The following is a 25,650-nucleotide window of genomic DNA, read 5'->3' as shown; positions in this document are numbered from 1 at the left end:
AAATAAAAATGCTACAACAATTAATGAGGTTTTACGATAAAGTATAGTACAATAAGGAAAATAATTGAACTCTTAGCGAATAGATGAACTGTAAAAGGTATTATAAATCTGATAAAATAAATTATAGTGATTAGTAAAAATCGAGGTGAATGCATTGAATAAAACCATACTTATAGTAGAAGACGAAGAGAGAATGAGGAAGCTTCTAAGAGACTATTTTAAGAGTAGTAGCTTTGAAGTTTTAGAAGCTGCTAACGGTGTTGAGGCTTTAGATATATTTAAGGAAAATAAAGTAGATTTATTAATACTGGATATAATGATGCCTTACATGGATGGGTTTACAGTCTGCAATAAGGTAAGAAAAACTTCAGAAACTCCAATAATAATTTTGACGGCTAAGGGAGAAGAGGAAGATAAGCTTTTAGGTTATGAACTAGGCGCAGATGACTACGTTACAAAGCCCTTTAGTCCAAAGGTGTTAGTTGCAAAGGCAAAGGCTTTAATAAAGAGAAGTAGTGTAGTAGATATAGATACGGATATTAATAAGCAATCTAATATAGTAGATTTTAATGGACTCATAATAAATGAAACCTCTCACAGTGTAACTATTAATGGAGAGGAAATTCAAGTATCTCCAAAGGAGTATGATTTACTATTATATTTTGCTAAAAATAAGGGCGTAGCACTAACAAGAGACATTATATTGGATAAGGTTTGGGGCTTTGAATACTATGGAGGACTTAGGACTGTAGATACTCATGTTAAAAGACTTAGAGAAAAATTAAGAGATAAGGCTGATTACATAGTTACAGTTAGGGGAAGTGGCTATAAATTTGAGGTGAGGGAATGAGGAGAATGAAAAGAAAAATTGCCCTTAAGTTATTTGTAGTTACTACACTGGTATTTATGCTTTTTATATCTGCCCAGGTTTTACTTCAATCTGTGTTTTTCGAAAATTTTTATGTGGATAGAAAAACTAGCGGCCTTACAGAAAAATTAGAGAGCTTTTCAAAAGAGTACATAAAGAATATAGGAAGCCTTCAAAATACAATAGATAATATAAAGGATTTTGAGGATGAAAATTACGCTAAAATTGCTATTTTAGAAAGTAATGGACTCTTAAATTATACTACAGATTATGATAATGAAATAAAGGATACAGGGAAAATTAGACTTATTCAAGGAATTATAAGAGAGTGGACATCGAGTCCAAGAACATTTTTAGAACTTCAAAAGAAGGGAGAGGGTGTAACATACATATTTAATGATCCTACCTATAATATAAAGCATATTGTAGCTGTGAAGCCTGTAATATTTAAAGGTATTCCAACAAAGGTAATTTTTGCAGTATCTTCCTTGCAACCAGTTAATGAATCAGTAGCTGTAATGAGGGAATTCTACATATATATATACGTCTTTGGTGTAGCGTTAACTTTAATCTTAGCTTATATATATTCAAATATGGTGTCGAAACCACTGGTTGACCTAAACAATACAGCTAAAAAAATGGCAAGATTAGATTTTCAGGAAAGCTGTCAAATAGATAGAGAAGATGAAATAGGAGGACTTGCTAAAACTTTAAACTTTTTATCAATGAATTTAAGTAGTGCATTAAAGTCTCTTCGAGAATCTAATGCTAAACTAAAAGAAGATATAGAGAGAGAAAAAGAATTAGAAGAGAGAAGAAAAGAGTTTGTGGCGGCAGTATCTCATGAGCTTAAGACACCAATTAGTCTAATTGGTGGATATGCAGAGGGTATAAAGGATGGCATAGTAGAGGGAGAAGATAAAGACTACTATATTAATGTAATAATAGATGAAGCAAAAAAGATGGGAGAGCTTGTGACAGAAATGTTAGAACTATCTAAACTAGAGTCAGGAAATTTTAAGATTCAAATTGACAGTTTTAATTTAGATACAAGTATTAGTGAGACAATAAAAAGGTTAGATGGTATAATGTCGAATCATGAAGCTAAGGTTATAATTAATAAAGAGATAGAAAAAGGGCTACAGGTTCTGGGGGATAGGGACAAAATAGAAGAGGTAATAACTAACTTTCTAACTAATGCAATTAGGCATACTAGAGAAGGTGCATATATATATGTAAGAACTCTAATAAAGGAAGAAAAAGTAGTTGTTGAAATTGAGAATGAAGGGGAACATATTTGGGAGGAAGATATAGATAAAGTTTGGGATAAATTCTATAAGGTGGATAAAGCAAGAAAGAGAAGTGTAGGGGGCACAGGTCTTGGGCTTTCTATAGTTAAAAACATATTAAAGCTACATGAAAGTCAGTATGGAGTAGAAAATACAGATGTGGGAGTAAAGTTTTATTTCACACTGAAAAAAATCGCTAGTGACTAGTCACTAGCGATTTTTTTTCTTCCTATATTAAGGGGGGTTATTCAGTAAGTTTTAAAGTTAATTTTTTAGTGCTTCCTTCTCTACTAATTTCAACTTCTACAGAATCACCAGCACTATGCTTTTGTTTAAGTTCATTTATTTCTTGAACTGTAGAAACACTTTTGTTGTCGAATTTTGTTATAACATCTCCAGGCATTATGCCGGCTTTTTCAGCAGGACTGAAGCTTTCAATCTGTTGTATATACACACCAATAGGTAAATTATGTTCTTTTGATAACTGTTTATCTATATTTATAGCACTGATGCCAATTCTAAGTATAGGCTTAATCAAATTTTCAATTTTAGGTTTAACTGCATTTATAGGAATTGCAAAGCCAAGTCCTTCTATTTGACTTCCACCTATTTTAGCAGAGTTTATTCCAATAACCTGACCATAAATGTTAACAAGAGCTCCTCCACTATTTCCAGGATTTATAGCAGCATCTGTTTGTATATACTTTTGTGTCTGGCTTTCTACAGCTACCTCTCTATTAACAGCACTTATAACACCAGAGGTTACTGTTCCTAAAAACTGTTTTCCAAGAGGATTACCTATAGCAATAGCAGGATCTCCTACTTGAATAGCATCAGAATCTCCAAATTCAGCTATAGCTGGAACTTTAACGGTCTCACTAAGTTTTATAACAGCAAGATCCATTGCAGCATCATAGTTTATAAGCTTTGCAGGAATTTCTTTTCCAGAATTTCCATCATTAAATATAACTGTTATCTTCTTTGCACCACTTACAACGTGATAATTTGTAAGGATATATCCATCTTCGCTAAAGATTATGCCAGAACCCATACCTTCTTCCTGCTCTGGTAGCCCAAAGTAATCTCTAGTACCACTCTTAGTAGATACTCCAACTACAGCAGGGCCTACTTGCTGCACAACATTAGCAACAGAAAGTGGAACTAAGTTGTTTGAGGTTTGTACAACATTAGTGTTAGCTTTATTTTCAGTAGTAGTTTGAGGTACTAGATTTGTCTTAACTTTACCATTAAAGTACTTTATAGTACCAACTGTAGATATGCCAGCACCAAGGGATGCACATAGAACACCTACCAGTACATAAGAGAGAAGTCTTCCTCTCATACCATTTGATTTTTTAACTTCTTCTTTATATGGTGTTACTTCATAGGAACTTACTTCTACAAAGTCTGTATTATCAATTTTATTGTTATCCATAAGAAATCTCTCCTTTACTATCTTCATAGATTTATGTTCTATGCTTATATTAACGTAACTTTGTTACAGTTTTGTGACAAAGTTATGAAGAAGATAAGAATTTTACACAAAAAAATTCTTATCTTCTTCTTGAAAGTGAATTAATCTCTCCACCAAGTAGAATTATAATAGAAGTAAGAAAAAGCCATACCATAAGTACGATAACAGCACCAATACTTCCGTATAGTTTTGAGTAATTTGCAAAGTTATCTACATAAAAGGAAAAGCCAATAGATACAATAATCCATCCTATAGTAGTGAAAATTGATCCAGGAACAGCCTCCCAAAGAGTAAGTCGTTTGCAAGGTGTTATTTTATATAGTAGTGCAAAAATAAATACCATTATAACTAAGGTTAAAAGATATCTTAAAAAGTTCCATAAGAAATACAAAGAACTAGAAACTCCAAACCAAATAGCAAATTTAGATTTTAATACATTTCCAAGCACCAGAATGAAAAGTGAGAATATAATTAAAAAGGTAAGACCTAAAACAGATAAAATGGAAATCAGTTGTACTTTCCAAATTGGTCTACATTCATTCTCATCATAAGCTTTATTTAAAGCTTTAATTACAGCATGAAATCCACTTGAAGCTATCCATACTGTAGTTATAAAACTAAAAGACAATAAATCCTTTTTACGGGAATCAAAAATCTCTATGACTGTTCTATCAATTAAAGAATAAGCATTATAAGGAAGAATTCCCTTTAGGCTAATTAAAACATCTTGGCTAGCAACTCTACTATAGCCTGCAATAGTGAATAGAAATATTAGAAAAGGGAAAAAAGATAGCAGCAGACTATAAGCAAGCTGTGATGCCAGTGCAAAAATATCATCTTCTTTAGCCTTTTGAAATAACCTAAATAAAGAATTGTTTTTCATTGTGTTAATCAAAGTACTACCCCCTTTGAAAAAAAGTTCTTAATATTAAAGTAAATAAAATTCATCAATAAAGTTTTTGTAAAATGACTTATTAATATTCTATATCAGAGTAAAAGTAAAATATAACTAAAAATAAAATTATGGAATAAATAAGGTAATTGGGAATAGATTTTAGATATTCGAATAAATTACTAGGAAGTAAATTTTAAAAAGGGATTAATTATATTTTAAAATTTACGAAGATATATGTAGACAGTAAAATAAATGAGGCATGTACAAGAAAAAGATGATAATATTGTAAAGAAAAGGTAAATAAATAAGATAATATTGTTTAATAGTATTATCTATTGCATTTTATGGTAAAATGGTTTAAAATCAATACGATAGAAAAAAATATGAAAAATTTTCTTTAAAATGCAAACTTTTCTACAATTTGCTCGTATTAATATATATGGATATGAAAAATCACAATATATTTAATTAAATTGGTAATACATATGAGAAGCATCTAAATAATTACCATGTACAAACTATAGAATAATTGTTGATAAGTGTAAAAAAAGCTTATATAATTAATATTGTAGAGCATATGGAAAAAAAGGAACTCATTATTAATATAAGCAAAATTATACAAAATGTAATTTAATTTCTTATATTTAATATAGAGGAAATACCATTTTTTCAAATAATAAAATACAATATGGTAATACTCAGGAAATGTAACCTTTCATAAAGTTATGCTTCCCGAATTTACATAAATTATTCATTAAGTTGTTAATAATTTAAAATTTTATATTAAATCTTATTCAATGGGAGGGAACAAAAGTGATAAAGAAGAAAATGAGTTTGCTTCTTGCAGCTGTTTTAGTTGCATCAGGAGTAGTAGTGTCTACACCAGCATCAGCTGCAGCAGTAACACCAAAGGTGACTTATGTAGCACCAGCAATCACAATGGCAGAAGTAGGGGATGAGTTCTCATTCGCACTTCAATCAAACGTAGCAACAAATGTTCAATACCAAATATGGGCACAAAACACTACAACAGGAAAATGGTATAGTTTAACTAACGGCTACACAGAAGCTGTTAAAGGAACAGAACCATTTATACCTGCAGCAATCAACAATTTACCAGCAGGAGCATATAATGCTTCAGTATGGGTTAAAGCTGAAGGATCAACAGCTAAGTATGATAGCTTCAAAACAGCAAAATTCAAAATTCAAAAAGATGGATACTTTGCTGAAAGAGCTAAGTTAGACAACTTAGGAGTAAAAGATTCTTATAAAGTAGGAGAATCAGTAACTATTCAAGGAGAATATCAATACAAGCTTCATATGTTTGATCCATCAGTAGAAGTAAGAGCTGAAGGATGGTCAATTGATGACACATATGAATCAGCTGAAGCTACAAAATACACATTTACTAAACCAGGTACTTACTTAGTAGATGTTTGGGGTAAAAAAGCAGACAGCACTAATAAATATGATGGTTGGATGTTAAAAGTTGTAACAGTTGAAGAAGCTTCAAAGGAAGTTAAAGCAGTTGTAACTGTAGATGCAGGTTTAACAGCTTTCGATAGATATGTAAAAGTTGAATTAGAAAATGTAGAAGATCCAGAAAACTACAATGTAACAGTAATGGGAACTAAGTTAACATATGTTGCATCAAAAGGATTCTTCCAAGGCTTAGTAAACTCTTCAGACGAAGCTGCTATAAAAGCTGATGTTAAAGTTGTTTACACAAAGGTTGAAGTTCCAACAGCTACAGCTACTGTAGAAGCTGGATTAACAGCATTTGATAGATATGTAAAAGTTACTTTAGCTACTGAAACACCAGAAGCATTTGATGTAACGGTTAAAGGAACAAAATTAACATATGTAGCATCAAAAGGATTCTTCCAAGGCTTAGTAAACTCAGCTGACGAAGCAGCTATAAAAGCTGACGTTGTAGTAACTGTAAAATAGTCAGTAAAAAAAGCAATAATTTTTTATCATAGAATATAATGTTTAACTTATCTTAGGGAGGTAAATAAAATGGCAAAGAACAAAACTTTAAAAGTGCTTTCAACTGGAACAGTTGCAGGTATGATAGCAGCAGCAGTATTATCATCTCAAGCATTTGCAGCAGTAGATGCATACTCAGTTAAAATCGGTGAAGACGTATTAAAATATGACAAAGCTGCATTAACAGAATCTTTCTTAGCTGCAAAAGCAGGGGAAGCGGCTCCATTATATGAAGATTTCACAGCTAAATTAACAGAAGCTAAAGGATTCTATGCATTCAGCGATGCTAAAACTGGAAAATTCGTATCTTACGATGATATCCAAGCTAAATTCTTAGAAGCAAAAGCAGCAGGAGAAGCATTCGTAGTAGATGCTTACACTGAATCAGCAGATGCTAAAGTTATAGAAGTTCCTACTGTTAAAAAAGTTGTTGTTAAAGACGGAAAAGTTGTTGTAGAAACAGAAACTACAGTTGAAGAAGGAAAAGTTGCAGTTAAATCTGTAAAAGTTCTTAACTTAAAACAAATAGAAGTAGTTTATAGCGGTTCTATAGATAAAGATGAAGTTGAAGATGAAGCTAACTATACATTAGAAGATGAAGATGGAGCTGACTTTGCAATAGAAAGCATAGATCTTGATGGAAATGTTGCAATAATCAATATAGATGATGCTAATATCCCAGAAAATCAAGACGAATTAATATTAACTATAGATGAAGCAATAACTGGAGATGATGTTGAAGAAGAGTTAACTTTTGTAGATACTACTCTTCCAAAGGCAGAAAAAGTTGAAGTTATAGGATCAGATACAATTAAAGTTACTTTCAGTGAACCAGTAAATCCTACAAGTGTAGAAACAGATAGTTTTGAAGTTAATGGTGGAGATTTATATGTTCAATCAGTAACACTTGCTAACAATAATACTGAAGCTAAAATTAAGTTATATTCTGACTTAAATGATGAAAAACAAGTAAGTGTTAAAGTTACTAGCGATGTTGAAGATTATGCTGGTTTTAGTGTAATTTCAGGTACTTTAACAGCTACAGTTATAGAAGATTCTAAAGCTCCAACAGTAGTTGGATATGAAGATGCTAAAAAAGGTGAAGTTACTTTAATATTCAATGAAGATGTTAGATTTGTAGATAATAATGATGCTACAGAAATCGTATCAGGTGATATACTTGATGGTTTCTTCCACACTAACTCAACAAATAAAGCTGAAAAAGTAACAATCGATGGAAATAAAGTTACACTTGAATTCCATGCTGACTATGAACTTCCAGAAGGAACAGCATATGTATATGTGGATGAAGAAATGTTAGAAGATTTCTGGGGAAATGAAATTGATAAATTAACTACTAAGATTGAAACTACAATCGATGAAACTAAACCAGAAGTTACTAAGGTTGAACAAGGGGATACTGAAGAAGAAATAGTAGTAAGCTTCAGCGAAGAAGTAGATTTAGATACTGCAACTAAAGAGAAGAGCAACTACACAATATTAGGCGAAGATGGAAAAGAAGTTGAGCCAAGCATCTCTAAAATAGAATTTAATGATGATGACAATGATGAGGTTACAATTACTTTAAGAGATAAGCTTGATGGTGGAAAATACTCAATCGTAATTGAAGATGTAGAAGATGTAGCTGGTAACAAAGTTAATAAAACAACAAAAACTTTTGAAATAGATGACAAAACAGCAGTAGACTTAAATGATAAAGAAGATGTTACATTAAACTCATATAATTTAGGAGACACAACTCAAAAAATAGTTGTTAACTTTGGTGAAAAGATGGCAACAGGAGATGCTAAATATGCAATTGATGACTTAGAAAAATATACATTAGTTATTGATGGTGAATCATATGACGTATCAGACCTTTATAATGTTACTATCAAAGTAGTAGAAAATGGAGAAGCAGTAGAAATTGCTGTTCCATATAAAGCAGGAAAAGAAGATTCTTATGATTTAACAGGAAAAGCTGTTAAATTACAAATCGGTCGTGTAGCTGATGCAACTGGAAACTATACTTCTACTTTAACTGCTGAAAGAGATGTTCTTTCTACAGCTACTGTTGCTGTTGATTCTTTCGAAGCTACAGCTGATGATACAATAAAACTTACATTTAAAGATGCTGTATCTTTTGATAAAGATGATATAACACTTTATGAAGCAAATGGAACTACTAAATTAACTCCATCGAAAGTAAATGTATCAACTAATGAAGATGGAAATACAGTTGTTACTTATACTTTAGCAGAAGATGATGAAGTAGCATACGATCCAACAGGATTAATCAAATTTGCAATCAAAGCTAATGGAGACTCAGAAAACAAATATGGTGCTAAATTAGCAGAAGTTACAACTGGTCAATCAATTGCAGCTTTAGTTGACAAGATAAGTGCAGAGCTTGCAACTATTGAAGATTTAAATGGAGATGATATGGATAATGTTGCAGCAACAACAACAACATCTATTGTATTAACATTTAAAGAAGATATAGATGGAACTTCAGTTTCAACTACAACATTTGATGTTGACGGATATGATGTTACTGCTGTAACAGTTAAAGATAACACAATTACTTTAACTATTGAAAATGAAGATGAAGATGAAGTAACAGAGCTTGAAGACTTATACGGAGTAAGAGTATCTCAAAACTCTGCTATAAAAGATGCTAACGGAAATGTAACTAAAGATATAGATACAGAAGTTGTTGATCCATCAGATATAAAGAAATAGTTAATGAGAAAGGATAACATTAGTTATCCTTCCTTATTGGAAAATTAGAATAAACTGAGTTTTATTTAAGTGAACGTACATTTCTAAAAATACAATCATTTCAAATATTTCATACAATATTTCGAAGTCACATCTTTCGATGAAAAAATTAATAAGCATATCTAAATTTAATAAAGAAAGACTGATGGTTAAACCGTCGGTCTTTTTTATTAAATACATATATATAAATATTTAAGAATTTAAAATCCTAATCTAGCCGTATAAGTTAATTATAAAAAAGCGTTGTAGTGGGGGTGCAAAATGTATAGGGAAAAGGACAATAAAAATTTGTTGCATGGAATTTTTATCGGAGCAATAATTTTCATTATACCCTTAATAGTATATCTAAAAGTAGTTCATTTAGAAGGAGCATTATTGAAATATTGGAATGGGTCCAATATTAGTGCTGATTTTTTTTCATATTATAAAATGATATGGATATTAATAATGGTTAGTATTCTAATATTAATAACTATTTTTAAGTTAGTAAAAAAGGATATAGAAATAACTAAAACTAAATTATACATACCAATGGGAATATACACATTATTCGTAGTTTTATCTACAATATTTTCCCAATATAAAAAGGTAGCATTTTGGGGATTTGTAGAAAGATACGAAGGTATGATGGTAATAGTAGCATATATGCTACTGTTGTTTATAGTGATTAATTGTGTTAAAGAAGAAAAACAATTTAAAATTATAATTGGACTACTGATGGTGTCAGCAGTAATTATAGGAACTATTGGTATATTTCAATATTTAGGATATGATTTACTTCAGACAAGCTTCGGTAAAAAGCTAATGCTACCATCAAAGTATGAAAGTATGGCAAATGATATTAAATTTCAATTTGGTAAAAATGTAATCTATTCAACCTTATATCATTATAATTATGTAGGAAGCTACATGGCAATGTTATTTCCTTTAACTCTTAGTCTAACATTACTAAGTAAAAAAAAGTCTTCACGGATAGTCTTTGCATTAGTAAGTTTGTTAATGTTTGCAAACTGGATTGCATCACAGTCTAGAGCAGGAATTATTGGTGGAACACTATCAATGATATTCTTAGCAATAATTTTAAGAAAGAAAATATTAAGACGATGGAAATGGGTAGTTTCTTTAATGATTATAGGAATATTGATTCTACTAGGGTTCAACATAACTTCTAATGGAAACTTAGTAAACAGATTAGGCTCATTAATAAAGGATATTAGTTCATCAATCACTACTGAAAAGAAAAATACTTTACAGGATGTATTTATTGATGAAGAAGGCTTAAAGATTATATATACTAATGAAACTTTAAATATAGGACTAAGTGAAAATGGATTGGAATTTAAAGATACTGAAGGTAATAAAATAAAACCGTTAGTAAGCAAGAATGGCAATGTTTCACTACAAGATAATTTATATAAAGATTATATGATAAAACTTAAAACTGTTTATACGTCTAATTCAGAAGCCTATGAAATGGAAGTCAAAAAAGAAAATTCTGACCTAAAGTTTTTACTCCTTAAAGATGGAATTAAGTTTATAAATAATAGAGGTGAAGCAGTAGATTTAAGACATATAGAACAATGGGGATTTAAAGGGAAAGAAACGCTAGGTTCAGCAAGAGGATATATATGGTCAAGGTCAATACCTTTACTTAAAGATACAGTGTTTATTGGTCGTGGGCCAGATACATTTGCAATATATTTTCCGCAAGATGATTATATAGGAAAGTTAAAGGGTTATGGAACAATGAATATGTTAGTAGATAAAGCACACGACTTATATCTTCAAACAGCTTTAAATACAGGAGTGGTTTCGTTAATAGCTCTATTAACATTATTTACTATGTATATAATATCAGCGATGAAGTTATTTTATAATAATAATTTTCAAGATTTCTATTCTTCAATTGGATTAGCTTTATTTTTAGCTGTTATAGGATATCTAGGAGCAGGATTATTTAACGATAGCGTAGTATCAGTAGCACCAGTATTTTGGGTGATATTTGGAATGGGAATTAGCATAAATATAAGGATGTTAAAAAAGGAAAGAGAAAATATATAGAATCTAAACAACTTAGATAATAAATATTAAAATTTTCATTTAAAAAGTTCGGCTAAAAGGCTGAGCTTTTTATTTAACTCAACTGGAATTATGCTATAATTCATTGAAATATATAGGGTGAAACGGTATAATGAAAGTGTGCTATATGGAATGTATTAATCGAATATATTCTATTTTAAAATTATCAATTTGTAGTGCTAAAATTCAGGTGAGTTAAAAGAATTTCTATCTTAATTAAGAATTTCATACAGTAGGGTAAGATGGGAGAAGATAAAATGAAGGGGATAATTTTAGCGGGTGGATCTGGTACAAGACTTTATCCAGTGACTAAGTCAATATCAAAACAAATAGTTCCAATTTATGATAAACCAATGGTATATTATCCACTATCTGTATTGATGTTAGCTGGTATAAGAGAAGTTTTAATTATATCTACGGAGAGAGATTTACCAGCATTTAAAGAACTTTTTAAGGATGGTAGTGACCTTGGAATGAAGTTCCAATATAAAATTCAAAAAGCTCCTAACGGACTTGCGGAGGCATTTATCATAGGTGAAGAGTTTATTGGAAATGATAATGTTGCAATGGTTCTAGGTGACAATATATTTTGGGGACATAACCTTACGCAGCACTTACAGGAAGCATCCAAACTAGAAGAGGGTGCAGTTATTTTTGGATATTATGTTCAAGATCCAAGGGCTTATGGTGTAGTTGGATTTGATAGTAAAGGTAAAGTTATTTCATTAGAAGAAAAACCAGAAAAACCAAAATCTCAATATGCAGTTCCAGGCTTATATTTTTATGATAATTCAGTAGTTAGAAAAGCAAAAAATCTAAAGCCTTCTGCAAGAGGAGAAATTGAGATAACTGATTTAAATAGATTATATATGAATGAAGGAAATTTAAAAGTAAATCTTTTAGGTAGAGGAATGGCTTGGCTTGATACAGGAACCCATGACTCTATGTTAGATGCTTCAAATTTTGTAGCAGCAGTGCAGAATAGACAGGGAACTTATATTGCTTGCTTAGAAGAAATCGCTTATAGAAATGGATGGATTAATAAAAACAAGCTTGTGTCTTTAGCAGAACCACTGACTAAAACTAATTATGGCAAATACCTAATTAGTATATCTGAACAGGTGAAGGAGACATATGAAGGGGAGACTTTTGGACAAGTTGCAGCTTCTAAGGAATAGTGATTGTAGTTTTTCAGTTCGATTTTGAATAATTAAAAAACATACATTTTAGAACTGAAATAATTAGTTTATAAAGGAGCTTAATTATATGAAAATAGTAGTAACTGGTGGAGCGGGGTTTATAGGTGGAAACTTCATTCATTATATGCATAATAAATATAAGGATTATAAAATAGTTTGTGTAGATTGTTTAACTTATGCTGGAAACATAGAAACTTTAGAGAGTGTAAAGGATAATCCTAATTTTAGCTTTTATAAAATAGATATATCTGATCGTAATGCAGTGTTTAATATGTTTCAGAAAGAAAATCCGGATATTATAGTAAACTTTGCAGCAGAAAGTCATGTTGATCGCTCAATTGAGAATCCAGGTTTATTCTTAAATACCAATGTTATAGGAACAGGAGTATTACTTGATGCTTGTAGAAAATATGGAATAAAGCGTTATCATCAAGTATCTACTGATGAAGTTTATGGAGATTTACCACTTGATAGGCCAGATTTATTTTTTATAGAAGAGACTCCACTGCATACATCTAGTCCATATTCAGCAAGCAAGGCATCAGCAGATCTTTTGGTTGGGGCATATAATCGTACTTTTAAAGTTCCTACAACGATTTCACGCTGCTCTAACAATTATGGGCCATATCATTTTCCAGAAAAGTTGATTCCACTAATGATAGCAAATGCATTAAATGATAAAGAATTACCTGTTTATGGTACTGGAGAAAATGTTCGTGATTGGTTATACGTAGAGGATCATTGCAGTGCAATTGATTTAATTATTCATAAAGGCACCATAGGAGAAGTATACAATATTGGTGGACATAATGAAAGAACTAATTTACAAGTAGTTAAAACCATACTTAGTGAACTAGGAAAATCAGAAGAATTAATTAAATATGTAAATGACCGTGCAGGACATGATATGCGTTATGCTATAGACCCTACAAAAATTCATAATGAATTAGGATGGTTACCGACAACAACCTTTGATGAGGGTATTAAAAAGACTATTAAGTGGTATTTAGACAATAGAGCTTGGTGGGGAAATATAATCAGTGGTGAATATCAAAACTATTACGAGAAAATGTATGGGAATAGGTAAACCATTAGTATCTATACTATTAGCTGTATATAAGCCAAATATACATTGGTTTATAGAACAGTTAGTTTCTTTAAATAGTCAAACTTATGATAATTTAGAACTAATAGTTTATGATGACTGCCCTGATTTTCCTATAGATGAATCATTGATAAAAAAGCATATAACTAGTTTTCCATATATTTTAACTAGAGCAGTTAAAAATAAAGGATCTAATAAAGCCTTTGAGTACCTTACAGAACACGCAAATGGAGAATACTTGGCATATTGCGATCAAGATGATATATGGGAAAATGAAAAAATAGAATTAATGATAAAGAAATTCATTACTATACATGAAATAACTTTGGACAGTGATAAATTAAATAAAGAATATATTAATTATAATAAAGACGTAACACTTGTATGCAGTGATCTCTCTATAATTGATGAAAATAACAAAAGAATTGCAAACAGTATAACCGAGATAAGAAAAAGATATGAATTTAAATCTGGATATAATCTAGCAAAAGACCTATTAATGACTAATTTTATTACAGGGTGTGCTATGATGGTGAGAAATGATATAGCAAAAAAAGCTATACCTTTTGAGAATACAATTTTACATGATCAATGGATTGGTATCATAGCAGCGATGGAAGGAAAGATAGAGGTTATAAATAAGCCTTTAGTAAGATATAGACAACATGCTTCTAATCAAACTGGTATTTTAACCGGTGTGTATAATAAAGAAACATATTATGATATGAGAATAGAGGCTTTTTTAAAGAGATATAATTCTTTTAAAGAAAGATTATCATATAGTGAAAATTTAATACAGAGTATAAATAATTGTTTGCAATGGATAGAAGCAAGAAAAAACTATTCTATTAAGGTATCTTTTAAGGATTTAAAAGTGATGATAAAATATAGGAATTTTCATAAAGTTACTATAATAGTAGAAGCTTTTTTACCTTTTATACCAGATAGTTTATTTAGATACATTATTAAGTTAACAAAAAAAGGTATATTATAAAGAAAACATAAAAGTCATACTACAAAGGAGTAGAAAAATGATTTTAGTTACTGGAGTTAATGGACAACTAGGTTTTGATGTTATAAAAGAGTTAAATAATAGAAATATAGAATGTATAGGTATTGATAAGAAAGAATTAGATATAACAGATAATAATGCTGTTAATGATTTTATTTTAAAAGTAAATCCAGAGTGTGTTATACACTGTGCAGCGTATACAGCAGTTGATAAGGCAGAGGATGAAAAGGAGATATGTTATAAAGTAAATGTGGAGGGTACCGAAAATATAGCAAAAGCTTGTAAGAAAGTTGATGTTAAGATGATATATATATCCACAGATTACGTTTTTGATGGACAAGGAGACGAATTTTTTGAAACTGATGGAAGTATTAATCCTATATCGGTTTATGGAAAATCCAAATATGAAGGTGAATTAAAGGTAAAAGAAAACTTAAGGAAATTTTTCATAGTAAGAATTTCTTGGGTATTTGGATTGAATGGAAATAACTTTGTTAAAACTATGCTTAAGTTAGGTAAAGAAAAGGAAAGCCTAAATGTTGTATGTGACCAAATAGGAAGTCCAACGTATACTGCAGACTTAGCGCCACTTTTATGTGATATGTCACAAAGTGAGAAATACGGAGTATACCATGCAACTAATGGAGGAGTTTGCTCTTGGTCAGAGTTTGCTACAGAAATTATGAGAAAGGTAAAATTAGACTGTATAATAAATCCTATTCCTACAAGTGAATACAAAACAAAGGCAGTAAGACCTTTAAATTCAAGGCTTTCTAAACAAAGTCTTGTGGATGCTAGTTTTGAACTTTTACCTAGGTGGGAAGATGCTTTAGAAAGATATTTAAAAGAAATGGCGACGATAATTGAATAATTTTATGCTTAAGAAAGTATGAGACGAACGAATATGAAGATTTTATATTTTTCAACGGTAAACTGGAAATGGATAAAACAAAGACCGCACTTCATTTGTGAACATTTAAGTAAGAATCAAATAGACGTAACATATTTCTCAATAACTCCTTTTTTAAAACAAAAAATTTTTCATAAAAGACTAAGCGAGCATTTATATATTAAAGACAAGTTTACATTACCGTATTCATCTAAAATTACTATAATAAAAAAGATAAATATTTTATATATTAAACGGATATTAAATGAAAATTATGACATAGTAATACTCACACATCCAGAACAATATGATTACTTACCTAATCATTTAAAATATACAGCAAAAATAGTATATGAGTGTATGGATAATATACCTTATTTTTACGATAAAGATAGGAGAGTATTAGTTAAGAAAAGAGAAAAACAACTTTGTGAAAAAGCTTCTAAAATAATCACAAGCTCTACTTATTTAAAAAATAAAATTATAATAGAATATCTAATATGCGAAGAAAAAATAGATGTAATTAAAAATGCGTTAGAGTACTCTTTAATAAGTACACATAAAAAATCGATAAACTTAAAGTCACCTAATCTTATTTATATAGGAACTATCAGCGAATGGTTGGATATAGATACCATTAAAAGATATGCAAAGGATAACCCAGAATATACAATTTATCTAGTAGGACCAGTAGAAAAACATATCAAGAAGAAAGTAATAAATAAAAGTAATAACATAATCTTTTTAGGAGCTATTGAGCATGAAAATGTAAAGGAGTATATTAAAGCGGGCGATATAATGCTAATTCCATTTAAAGTATCTAAACTCATAAATGGAGTGGATCCAGTAAAATTATATGAATACTTAGCTTTTAACAAACCTGTAGTTACAACATACTGGAGTGAGTTAGAACCATATAAGAGTAATGAACTTGTATACTTTTACAATAATTATGAGGAATTTGTTTTAGCTATAAATAAAATAAAAAATAGAAATATTATTGAAAATGAGATGAATATAAAATTTATTGAACAAAATACTTGGGAAAATAGAGTAAAGTCTTATATAAAAGTTCTAAAAAATTATGTTAACAGGGGAAAAGAAGAATTATGAATTTAATTAAAGAATTGTATAGCAATAAAAGTTTAATTTTTAATTTAGCTAAAAATGATTTTAAAACTAAATATGCAGGTTCATATCTAGGGATAGTATGGGCATTTATTCAGCCAATAACAACAATATTAATCTATTGGTTTGTTTTTCAATATGGATTAAAGTCATCTTCACCCACAGAAGACACACCTTTTGTATTATGGTTTATAGCAGGTTTAATACCATGGTTTTTCTTTCAAGAGGCATTGCTCAATGCAACCAATAGCTTTGTTGAATACAGTTATTTAGTTAAAAAAGTTGTGTTCAAAATAAGCATACTTCCTATTGTGAAAATAGTTTCTGCATTATTTGTACATCTAGTATTTATAATATTTATAGTAATGTTATTTTTAGGCTATAAGTATCCTATAGATTTACACATAATCCAAGTTATATATTACTCCTTTTGCACATTTATCTTGGTCTTGGCGCTATCATATGCAACAGCAGCTATTATTATTTTCTTTAAAGATCTAGGGCAGATAATTGGAATCCTGTTACAAATGATAATGTGGTTAACACCAATTATGTGGAGTTATACTATAGTACCAGAGAATTTACAATGGATATTAGAATTGAACCCAATGTATTATATAGTTGAAGGGTATAGGGATGCTTTTATAAATAAATTGTGGTTTTGGGGAAGATATAGTCAAACAATATATTTTTGGACGTTAACTGTAATAATATTTGTTTTATCAACGATAGTATTTAAAAAATTAAAACCACATTTTTCAGACATATTATAGGAGATATATTATATGAAAGATACAGTTGTAAAAATAAGCAATATAAATAAGATATATAGACTTTATGATAAACCTATAGATAGATTAAAGGAATCTTTAAGTCTTACTAAGAAAAAATACCACAGAGAGTATTATGCATTAAAAGGAATTTCTTTAGAAGTATGTAAAGGAGAAACTATTGGGATAATAGGAACTAATGGTTCTGGAAAGTCTACTTTATTAAAAATACTAACAGGTGTATTGAGCCCGACAAGTGGAGAAATTGAGATAAATGGGAAAATATCTGCCTTATTAGAATTAGGCGCGGGTTTTAATATGGAGTATACTGGAATTGAAAATATATATTTAAATGGGGCAATATCAGGATATACAAGGGAAGAAATAAAAAAACGGATACCGTCTATAGTAGAGTTTGCGGATATAGGAGATTTTATAAATCAACCTGTAAAAACCTATTCAAGTGGTATGTTTGTAAGATTAGCTTTTGCAGTGGCTATTAATGTGGATCCAGATATATTAATTGTAGATGAAGCATTATCAGTAGGAGATAATGTATTTCAATCAAAATGTTATAGAAAGTTTGAAGAATTAAAAGAAAAAGGAAAGACTATTATATTAGTTACTCATGATGTAGATTCAGTAAGAAAGTTTTGTGATAGCTGTATTTGGATAGAAAAAGGACACTTAAAAGAGGACGGGGATGTAAAATCTGTAACTTCACAATACATGTCTTATACAACCAATAAGGGAATAGGTATAGAATATAAAAAAGTAGTTGATGTCTATAATGAAAATATAATTAAAGAAAAGAGTTTTACTCCTATATCTAGATGGGGGAGCAATATAGGATTGATAAAATATGCAGGAATATATACTAATGAGAAAGAAGTGGAATATTTAGATAAAGAGGATGACGTAAATATAGTAATAGATGTAAAGATAACACCAGATATTATACATAGCTATCCAGTTGGAATAGCATTTTCAATAAAAAATAAAAAGGGACAAGATCTTATTGTAGGAGACACTTTTAAGCAAAATATAATTTTTAGTAAAGATGGACTATATAAAGTAACTTTTAGTATGAAGAATTATTTAGTACCAGGTGAATATTATTTAGTTGCTAGTCTAGAGACTAGAGAAGTACAGTTGCCTAGTTATGTTGATTATATTGAAGGAGCACATTATTTTAAGGTAGGAAGCAATAATGTATATTATGGAATGTTAGATGTTCCAATGGTAGTAAGTGTAAATCAGTTTACTTAATAATCTTATAGATAAATAGAAGAAAGGACAATACTAATGATTAATATAATTAATTCACAAAATTATTGGGAAGATCGGTTTGGAAATGGAAGTTGGGAAGAGTTTGATGGAGAAAAGCAAACAGCGTTTTTTACTCAGATAGCACTTGAAAGTTTACCAAACTGGCTAACTGAAGATATAGAAATAAATGATTATAACATCTTAGATGCTGGATGTGCCAAAGGTGCAGGAACTAATATATTAAAGCAACGGTTTTCAAGAGCGGAAGTAATAGGGATAGATTTTTCAGAAAGTGCAATTAGAGATGCTGAAGATACCTACCCAGGATGTAAGTTTATTTGCGATGATATAAAGGATATTAAAGAAAAATATGATGTAGTGTTTTCTTCAAATGTATTAGAACACTTTAAAAATCCATTTAATGAATTAGAAAGGCTAGCACAAGTTTCGGGAAAATATCTTCTGTTACTACTCCCTTTTCAAGAAGAAAATCTACACAAAGAACATTTTATAAGATTTGATTATAGTAGTTTTACAATTAAAGTTAATAGCTTTTATTTATCTTATTACAAAGTCATTAACACATTAAATATAGATAATACTTTATGGCCTGGAAAGCAAATATTGTTAGTTTATATAAATGAAAGTTATGTAAATCAAGCCAAAATGAAATTATCAAGGTTACATAATGGTGACTTTGAAGAGAAAGAGAAGATTCATAAGGATTTAATTGAAATAGATAAAGAAATTCAACAAATAGAAGAAATACTAGAAGGAAAGACAAAAGAAATTTTAGAACTAAATGACCAGGTAGTAAATTTGTCAGAGAAAAATAAGGTTTTATTAAAAGAACTTGTAGAACTTGAAAAGAATAAAGAACAAATTGTTAATTTAACTATGGAAAATGAAACACTATTAAAAGAAGTCGGAGAACTTGAAAAGAATAAAGAACAAATTACTAATTTAACTATGGAAAATGAAACCCTATTAAATGAAGTTAAGGAACTTAAGAATAACTATAAACAAAATGAAAACAAAGAAGAACTAAGATTGGAATTGTTAAAGGAATTAAATAACACTAAAAATAATATGGATGCATATAAGAATGTTATTATAGAAACAAAAAAACATACATTAGCATTGGCTGACACAAAATCATTTAAATTAATACATTTACTATATAGAACAAAATATCAATTAATAAAAGGGAAATTATCAGATAAAAAGGAATTTTTTAAGTGGCTAATTAAAAGGACTAATAAAAGATTGTCTATCAATAATCATAGCTATAACCCTATGTTTCAGATAATTAGTTATTTAGATAAAGTAGAAGAAGTTAATAATAATTCTGTATACGCAGAAGATAAAAAGATAGAGGTAATAGATCCAACATTAAGATATACGTCTGAAAATCAGGTGAATTCAATACTTGAAAATAAGTATAATAAACATGATATTCTATTTTTATCTATAATTGATTACGATTTTAGATATCAACGTCCACAGCACTTAGCAAATAGTTTTTCACAAGAAGGTCACAGAGTATTCTATATAAATGCAAATTATAATGACAGTAATACACAAATAATTAAGAAGAATAAAAACATTAACATATTTTCATTAAAAAGCAATAGATATTCGGCAATTTATACCGCTGATTATACAAAAGATAGCCAAGATATTATTAAAGAGTTAGAGAATATAGTTATTGAAAATGCAATTAGAGATTGTGTAATTGTAGTAGAATATCCAACATGGGTACAGGCGGCAAAATATTTCAAAGATAAATATGGATTTAAAATTGTAACAGATTATTTAGACGACTATACAGGGTTTGAAGATACAAATATTGAATGTTTAGCTCCATGTTCTTATGAGCTATTAGAAGCGAGTGACCAAGTTATAGCAAGTTCCAACTATTTAGCTGAATGTGCTCATAAATATAATGAAAATATTAGAATTATAAGAAATGGAACAGAGTTTGAGCATTTTCATAAAGCATATAAAGAATCTAAAAAGATAGTTAATGAAAGAAAAGTAGTTGGATATTATGGTGCAATTGCACATTGGTTTGATTTTGAAAAAATTCTATATCTTGCAGAACAAATGCCAGATGTAGATATAGTTCTTATTGGGGAAGTAACTGAAGGTGCTAAATTGTTTAGCAAATATGATAATATTAAATTATTAGGTGAAAAAAAATATGATATGCTACCAGGTTATTTAGAAGAATTTGATATATGTTTAATACCGTTTGATACATCTACAGATTTAATTAAAGCGACAAATCCTGTTAAGTTTTATGAATATCTTAGTGCAGGTAAGAAGATAGTTGCAACTGATATACCAGAGCTAATGCCATTTAAAGATAAATATGTATATCTAGCTAATGACAATAAGAAATTTTTAGATTATGTAAGATTATGTTTAGAACAAAAGGATATATTAGCAGATTCTCAAGAATGTATGGAATTCGCGAAACAAAATGATTGGAAAGACCGAGGAAAAACTTTTATTGATTTTGCTAAAGATATTTTTCCTAAAGTATCTATTATACTATTAACTTATAATCAATTAGAGTATACAAAAGAGTGTTTTAATAGCATTATAGATAAAACTGCTTATCCAAATTATGAGATAATTATAGTTGATAATAAATCCACCGATAATACACCAAATTATTTGAATGAAATTAGTGGTAAATATAAACATGTAAAAGTAATTTTAAATGAAGAAAATTATGGATTTGCAAAAGGCAATAATATAGGAATTCAAGCTAGTACAGGAGATTATATTATTTTATTGAATAATGATACAGTAGTTACAAGAGGATGGATAAGTGGATTAATTAAGCATTTTAAAATAGATAAAGAACTAGCACTGTTGGGACCTGTAACAAATTCTATTGGAAATGAAGCTAAAATTAATACTTCTTATTCAGATATTTTATCTATGGATCATTTTGCGTATACATACACTACAAAACATATGGGAGAGACCTATGATAAAATAAATGTATTAGCAATGTATTGTTTAGTAATATCAAGAGATGCATTTAATAAGATAGGACCTCTAGAGGAACTTTATGGAATAGGAATGTTTGAAGACGATGATTATTCTTATAAAGCTAAATCATTAGGGTATAAAATTAAATGTGCAGAAGATGTATTTATACATCATTATGGTAATGTTTCCTTTAAAAAGTTAGAAGATAAAACTTATATGAGTATATTTAATGCAAATAAGAAAATTTTTGAAGAAAGATGGGACACTGAGTGGCAGCAACATAAATATAGACCAGGTGTTAAGTAAGTACTATTAAAATAGTTGAAATGGTCATATATTACAAGTATTAATAGGTTTAATATTAAAAGATTAGAAATATTAAAGTGAGGAGATTAAAGTGGTATGGATATTATTAAAGTGTTATCAATATTTGGCACAAGACCAGAAGGAATAAAGATGTGCCCATTAGTTAAAGCACTTGAAAAAGATGATAGATTTAATTCAATAGTTTGCAACACAGCACAACACAGAGAGATGTTAGATGAAGTTTTAAATATCTTTGATGTTAAACCAAACTATGATTTAAATATAATGAGTCACGGACAAACAATAATAGATATTTCAAGCAAAGTTTTAAGTGGAGTAAACAATGTAATTAGGCAATGTCAGCCGGATATTGTTTTGGTACATGGTGATACTTCCACAACACTGAACTCTGCACTAGCTGCATTTTATAACAAAATTCCAGTAGGACATGTTGAAGCGGGGCTTAGAACATACGACATATATTCTCCATTTCCAGAAGAAGTAAATAGAAAACTTACAGGTAGTATTGCTACACTTCATTTTGCACCAACAGAAACAAATATGAAGAATCTTTTAAAAGAAGGAGTAGACGACTCTCGTATATCTATTACAGGTAATACAGTTATAGATGCTTTATTAAGTGTAATAGACGATAGCTTAATATTTAGCAATCTTATGTTAAATGATATAGATTACAGAAATAAGGATGTAATTTTGCTTACAACTCATAGAAGAGAAAATTGGGGAGAGCCTATGGAAAATATCTTTAAGGCAGTTGTAAAGCTAGTAGAAGATAATGAGAAAGTTGAAGTTATATTTCCTATGCATAAAAATCCTAGTATACGTGAGCTGGCGCATAGTTACTTTAGTGAATATAATGAAAGAATTCATTTAATAGAGCCACTTGAATATGTAGAATTTGCAAATCTTATGTCAAGAGTAAAATTAATAATGACAGACTCAGGAGGAATACAAGAAGAAGCACCAACTCTTGGGAAGCCAGTTCTAGTGCTAAGGACAGAAACAGAAAGACCAGAAGCTGTACAAGCAGGTACAATAAAGCTTGTTGGAGTAGATGAAAATAGAATATATAGTGAGACAAAAGAATTACTAATAAATGAAGCGATGTATGACAAAATGGCACATGCTGTGAATCCATATGGAGATGGAAAAGCTTGCAAGAGAATATTAGATCATATATATAAATATTCTAATAGATAACATATCGGTATTAATTTTTGTTCATCTGAAGATAAAAATCACAGGAGAGGTGATTATGAACCAAAAATTTTTAAATACATTGATGGATATTTGCTTTACTATATTTATTATTGAATTAATGTTGGGATTTAATGGAAGACTTCTTGTCTTAGGAAATATTCCGATTAGACAAATACTTTTTGGCGTAGTGGTAACGGTATTAACCATAAAAGTATTTATTGTAATAAGAGATAGTAGATATCATAGGAAAGATAATAAATATACAAGTAAAACAAATAATAACAACCTAATAAACACTTATTTTAGTAAGTTAGATAAAATTTTAGCACTTTTTCTAGGATTAAACCTAATTTGGGTTTTTGTTATACCAAGTTTTACTGGAACGCCCTTTAGGATAAGTATTAAAGAGGTATTATGTGTAAATGTAATATTACTATACTTCCCATTGGTTATTTTAATGAAATCTAATTTACTTAACTGGCAAAAGTATAAAACGATTATAAAAGGAAGTATACTTGCTTTAGGGATTATACATATAATTTTTTATATAGGAGAAGTAGTTGTAGGTGATGCAACATTTGCTTTAAGTGTTTTTAAAGGAATAGAAAAATTAACGAGTGAACATACTGTACGTCCAATTGTTATGATGCCTGAATCCTATATTAGAATTATATATCCTGCATCCATCTTTTTAATTATGACTTTTTACTTTACTATAAATAGCAAGCAAAATATAAATAATACAGCACTTACCTTCCTTGGTACATTTGCACTATGTACAACATTAACGAAGTCACTGTTTTTAGGGGTTTTAGGAGGAGTAATACTCTACTATAGCATAATAGCCTACAAAAAAGTAAAGGACAAAAATACATTACAAATATCTAGAGTTAATAAGTTTATAAGCACAATACTAATAAGCTGTATAGTACTTAATTTTGTAGTGTTTGACAATTACATTTTTATGAGGTTAACAAAACCATTTGCTATTGCAACTGATAAATCTCAGGAGAAGTCACAAAAAGTTATTGAAAGTGACATTGCAACGGAAGATGTGATAAATGATATGAAAGAACATGCAGGAACAGAAAGAGCTAATCTTACAAGAATTAAACAGATTCAGCAGTTGATAGATAAATGGAAACAAAAGCCCATACTTGGATGGGGATATGGAAGTTCAATACAACAATATACCGCAAATGGTAATGATACTCCATACTCTTATGAGATGGTAGGTATAGCATTACTTATGAAGATTGGGTTAGTTGGTATTTTAATATGGCTTAGTTTCTTTTGTTACGTAATTTGGTATATTTTAAAAAGACTAACACCAAAGACCTATAATGCTTTAGCAATTGTTTACTTACTAACAGCTTTAGGCATAAGTACTCAGTTTAATCCATTTCTATTTAATTCATCAGGTATGAGTATAATATTATTTTGTTTTTTGGAAATGAAAATAATAGAATTAGAAAATGATAAAATAGCAGGTGAAAAATGGACTTATCAATAATAATAGTAAATTACAATACAAGAGAGCTTTTAAAGCAAACCATAGAATCAGTTATACAAACTGTAGGAAAATCAGTAAAGTATGAGATAATACTCTCCGATAATAATTCTAAAGATGGTAGCTGTGAAATGATAAAAAGTTACTTTTCAGAAATTAAGCTTATTGAAAATAATGCTAATCTAGGATTTTCTAAAGCAAACAACATAGCTATAAAAGAATCTGAGGGAAGATATATACTCCTTCTTAATTCGGATACAGTTGTTAAAGAGAATTGTATTGAAAAGTGCATCAAGTATATGGATAAGTGTAATCATATAGGTGCATTAGGTTGCAAAGTACTTCTACCAAATGACACCTTAGACCATGCTTGTAAAAGGGGTTACCCTACTCCAGAGGCTTCATTGTACTACTTACTAAAACTACACAAGCTTTTTCCAAGCTCCAAAAAGTTTGGAGCCTATACTATGGGTTACTTATCGGATAATGAAATAAATGAAGTAGATTCTCTAGTAGGAGCTTTTATGATTGTAAGAAAAGAAGTTATAGATAGGATAGGACTATTAGACGAAGACTTTTTTATGTACGGTGAAGATATCGATTGGTGTTATAGGATAAAACAAGCTGGGTATAAAGTAATTTACTATCCAGAAGCTGAAATTATTCACTACAAGGGTGCTAGTAGTAAGAAAAAGAGATTTAAAATAATATATGAGTTTCATAGAGCTATGTATTTATTTTATAATAAGCATTATTATAAGAGATACAATTGGTTGGTTACTTTAATAGTATATATAGGAATAGCATTAAGACTAACTATATCAATTTTAGTTAATTTACTAAAACGAAGAGGTTGAGCT

Annotated in this window: 18 protein-coding genes; 16 read left to right on the top strand and 2 right to left on the bottom strand. The window is 29.5% G+C overall.

The window, feature by feature from the left end; genetic code table 11:
• Positions 1–154 precede the first annotated feature (154 nt).
• Positions 155–850, top strand: coding sequence for a response regulator transcription factor (locus ACX0KU_RS00805; RefSeq protein ID WP_472991053.1), 696 nt, complete (start codon positions 155–157; stop codon positions 848–850).
• Positions 847–2,364, top strand: coding sequence for a HAMP domain-containing sensor histidine kinase (locus tag ACX0KU_RS00800; protein ID WP_472991052.1), 1,518 nt, complete (start codon positions 847–849; stop codon positions 2,362–2,364). The genes ACX0KU_RS00805 and ACX0KU_RS00800 overlap by 4 nt, the downstream gene beginning before the upstream one ends.
• A gap of 37 nt (positions 2,365–2,401) precedes the next feature.
• Here ACX0KU_RS00800 and ACX0KU_RS00795 read toward each other — a convergent pair whose 3' ends face one another.
• Together ACX0KU_RS00795 and ACX0KU_RS00790 are read right to left on the bottom strand one after the other, a co-directional pair.
• On the bottom strand, positions 2,402–3,592 hold the full coding sequence (locus ACX0KU_RS00795; RefSeq protein ID WP_472991051.1) for a S1C family serine protease: 1,191 nt from the start codon (positions 3,590–3,592) through the stop codon (positions 2,402–2,404).
• A gap of 118 nt (positions 3,593–3,710) precedes the next feature.
• The gene (locus ACX0KU_RS00790; RefSeq protein ID WP_472992378.1) at positions 3,711–4,523 is read right to left on the bottom strand and encodes a YihY/virulence factor BrkB family protein; all 813 of its coding nucleotides are present in this window, start codon (positions 4,521–4,523) and stop codon (positions 3,711–3,713) included.
• 816 nt (positions 4,524–5,339) lie between these two features.
• Here ACX0KU_RS00790 and ACX0KU_RS00785 point away from each other — a divergent pair.
• From ACX0KU_RS00785 to ACX0KU_RS00720, 14 genes are all read left to right on the top strand, one after another.
• Positions 5,340–6,476 carry a hypothetical protein gene (locus ACX0KU_RS00785; RefSeq protein ID WP_472991050.1) on the top strand — a complete coding sequence of 379 codons (1,137 nt, stop codon included), beginning with the start codon at positions 5,340–5,342 and terminating at the stop codon, positions 6,474–6,476.
• 69 nt (positions 6,477–6,545) lie between these two features.
• Positions 6,546–9,257 (top strand): Ig-like domain-containing domain, encoded by a 2,712-nt coding sequence (locus ACX0KU_RS00780; RefSeq protein ID WP_472991049.1) that lies wholly within the window; start codon positions 6,546–6,548, stop codon positions 9,255–9,257.
• A 300-nt stretch (positions 9,258–9,557) separates the two neighbouring features.
• On the top strand, positions 9,558–11,357 hold the full coding sequence (locus ACX0KU_RS00775; RefSeq protein WP_472991048.1) for an O-antigen ligase family protein: 1,800 nt from the start codon (positions 9,558–9,560) through the stop codon (positions 11,355–11,357).
• Between the two features lie 275 nt (positions 11,358–11,632).
• Positions 11,633–12,553 (top strand): glucose-1-phosphate thymidylyltransferase RfbA, encoded by a 921-nt coding sequence (gene rfbA, locus ACX0KU_RS00770; protein ID WP_472991047.1) that lies wholly within the window; start codon positions 11,633–11,635, stop codon positions 12,551–12,553.
• Positions 12,554–12,641: 88 nt separating this feature from the next.
• On the top strand, positions 12,642–13,661 hold the full coding sequence (rfbB, locus tag ACX0KU_RS00765) for a dTDP-glucose 4,6-dehydratase (RefSeq protein WP_472991046.1): 1,020 nt from the start codon (positions 12,642–12,644) through the stop codon (positions 13,659–13,661).
• Positions 13,615–14,673, top strand: a complete 1,059-nt coding sequence (locus tag ACX0KU_RS00760) for a glycosyltransferase (protein WP_472991045.1) — start codon at positions 13,615–13,617, stop codon at positions 14,671–14,673. Before rfbB ends, ACX0KU_RS00760 begins: the two co-directional genes overlap by 47 nt.
• A 16-nt stretch (positions 14,674–14,689) precedes the next feature.
• On the top strand, positions 14,690–15,562 hold the full coding sequence (gene rfbD / locus ACX0KU_RS00755) for a dTDP-4-dehydrorhamnose reductase (RefSeq protein ID WP_472992377.1): 873 nt from the start codon (positions 14,690–14,692) through the stop codon (positions 15,560–15,562).
• An 18-nt stretch (positions 15,563–15,580) separates the two neighbouring features.
• The gene (locus ACX0KU_RS00750) at positions 15,581–16,693 is read left to right on the top strand and encodes a glycosyltransferase (protein WP_472991044.1); all 1,113 of its coding nucleotides are present in this window, start codon (positions 15,581–15,583) and stop codon (positions 16,691–16,693) included.
• The gene (locus tag ACX0KU_RS00745; RefSeq protein WP_472991043.1) at positions 16,690–17,481 is read left to right on the top strand and encodes an ABC transporter permease; all 792 of its coding nucleotides are present in this window, start codon (positions 16,690–16,692) and stop codon (positions 17,479–17,481) included. Before ACX0KU_RS00750 ends, ACX0KU_RS00745 begins: the two co-directional genes overlap by 4 nt.
• 12 nt (positions 17,482–17,493) lie before the next feature.
• Positions 17,494–18,747 carry an ABC transporter ATP-binding protein gene (locus ACX0KU_RS00740; protein ID WP_472991042.1) on the top strand — a complete coding sequence of 418 codons (1,254 nt, stop codon included), beginning with the start codon at positions 17,494–17,496 and terminating at the stop codon, positions 18,745–18,747.
• Between the two features lie 36 nt (positions 18,748–18,783).
• Positions 18,784–22,059: a glycosyltransferase gene (locus ACX0KU_RS00735; RefSeq protein ID WP_472991041.1), complete on the top strand. Its 3,276-nt coding sequence runs from the start codon at positions 18,784–18,786 to the stop codon at positions 22,057–22,059.
• 96 nt (positions 22,060–22,155) lie between these two features.
• Positions 22,156–23,280, top strand: coding sequence for a non-hydrolyzing UDP-N-acetylglucosamine 2-epimerase (gene wecB / locus ACX0KU_RS00730; protein ID WP_472991040.1), 1,125 nt, complete (start codon positions 22,156–22,158; stop codon positions 23,278–23,280).
• Positions 23,281–23,335: 55 nt separating this feature from the next.
• Positions 23,336–24,793, top strand: a complete 1,458-nt coding sequence (locus ACX0KU_RS00725; RefSeq protein ID WP_472991039.1) for an O-antigen ligase family protein — start codon at positions 23,336–23,338, stop codon at positions 24,791–24,793.
• Entirely contained in the window at positions 24,778–25,647 is an 870-nt protein-coding gene (locus ACX0KU_RS00720; RefSeq protein ID WP_472991038.1) for a glycosyltransferase family 2 protein, read from the top strand. The genes ACX0KU_RS00725 and ACX0KU_RS00720 overlap by 16 nt, the downstream gene beginning before the upstream one ends.
• Positions 25,648–25,650: the final 3 nt, after the last annotated feature.

This window comes from Clostridium sp. X (assembly GCF_055755365.1).
The sequence above is the reverse complement of the archived record's forward strand: the minus strand, read 5'-3'. Positions and strand labels throughout refer to the sequence as shown.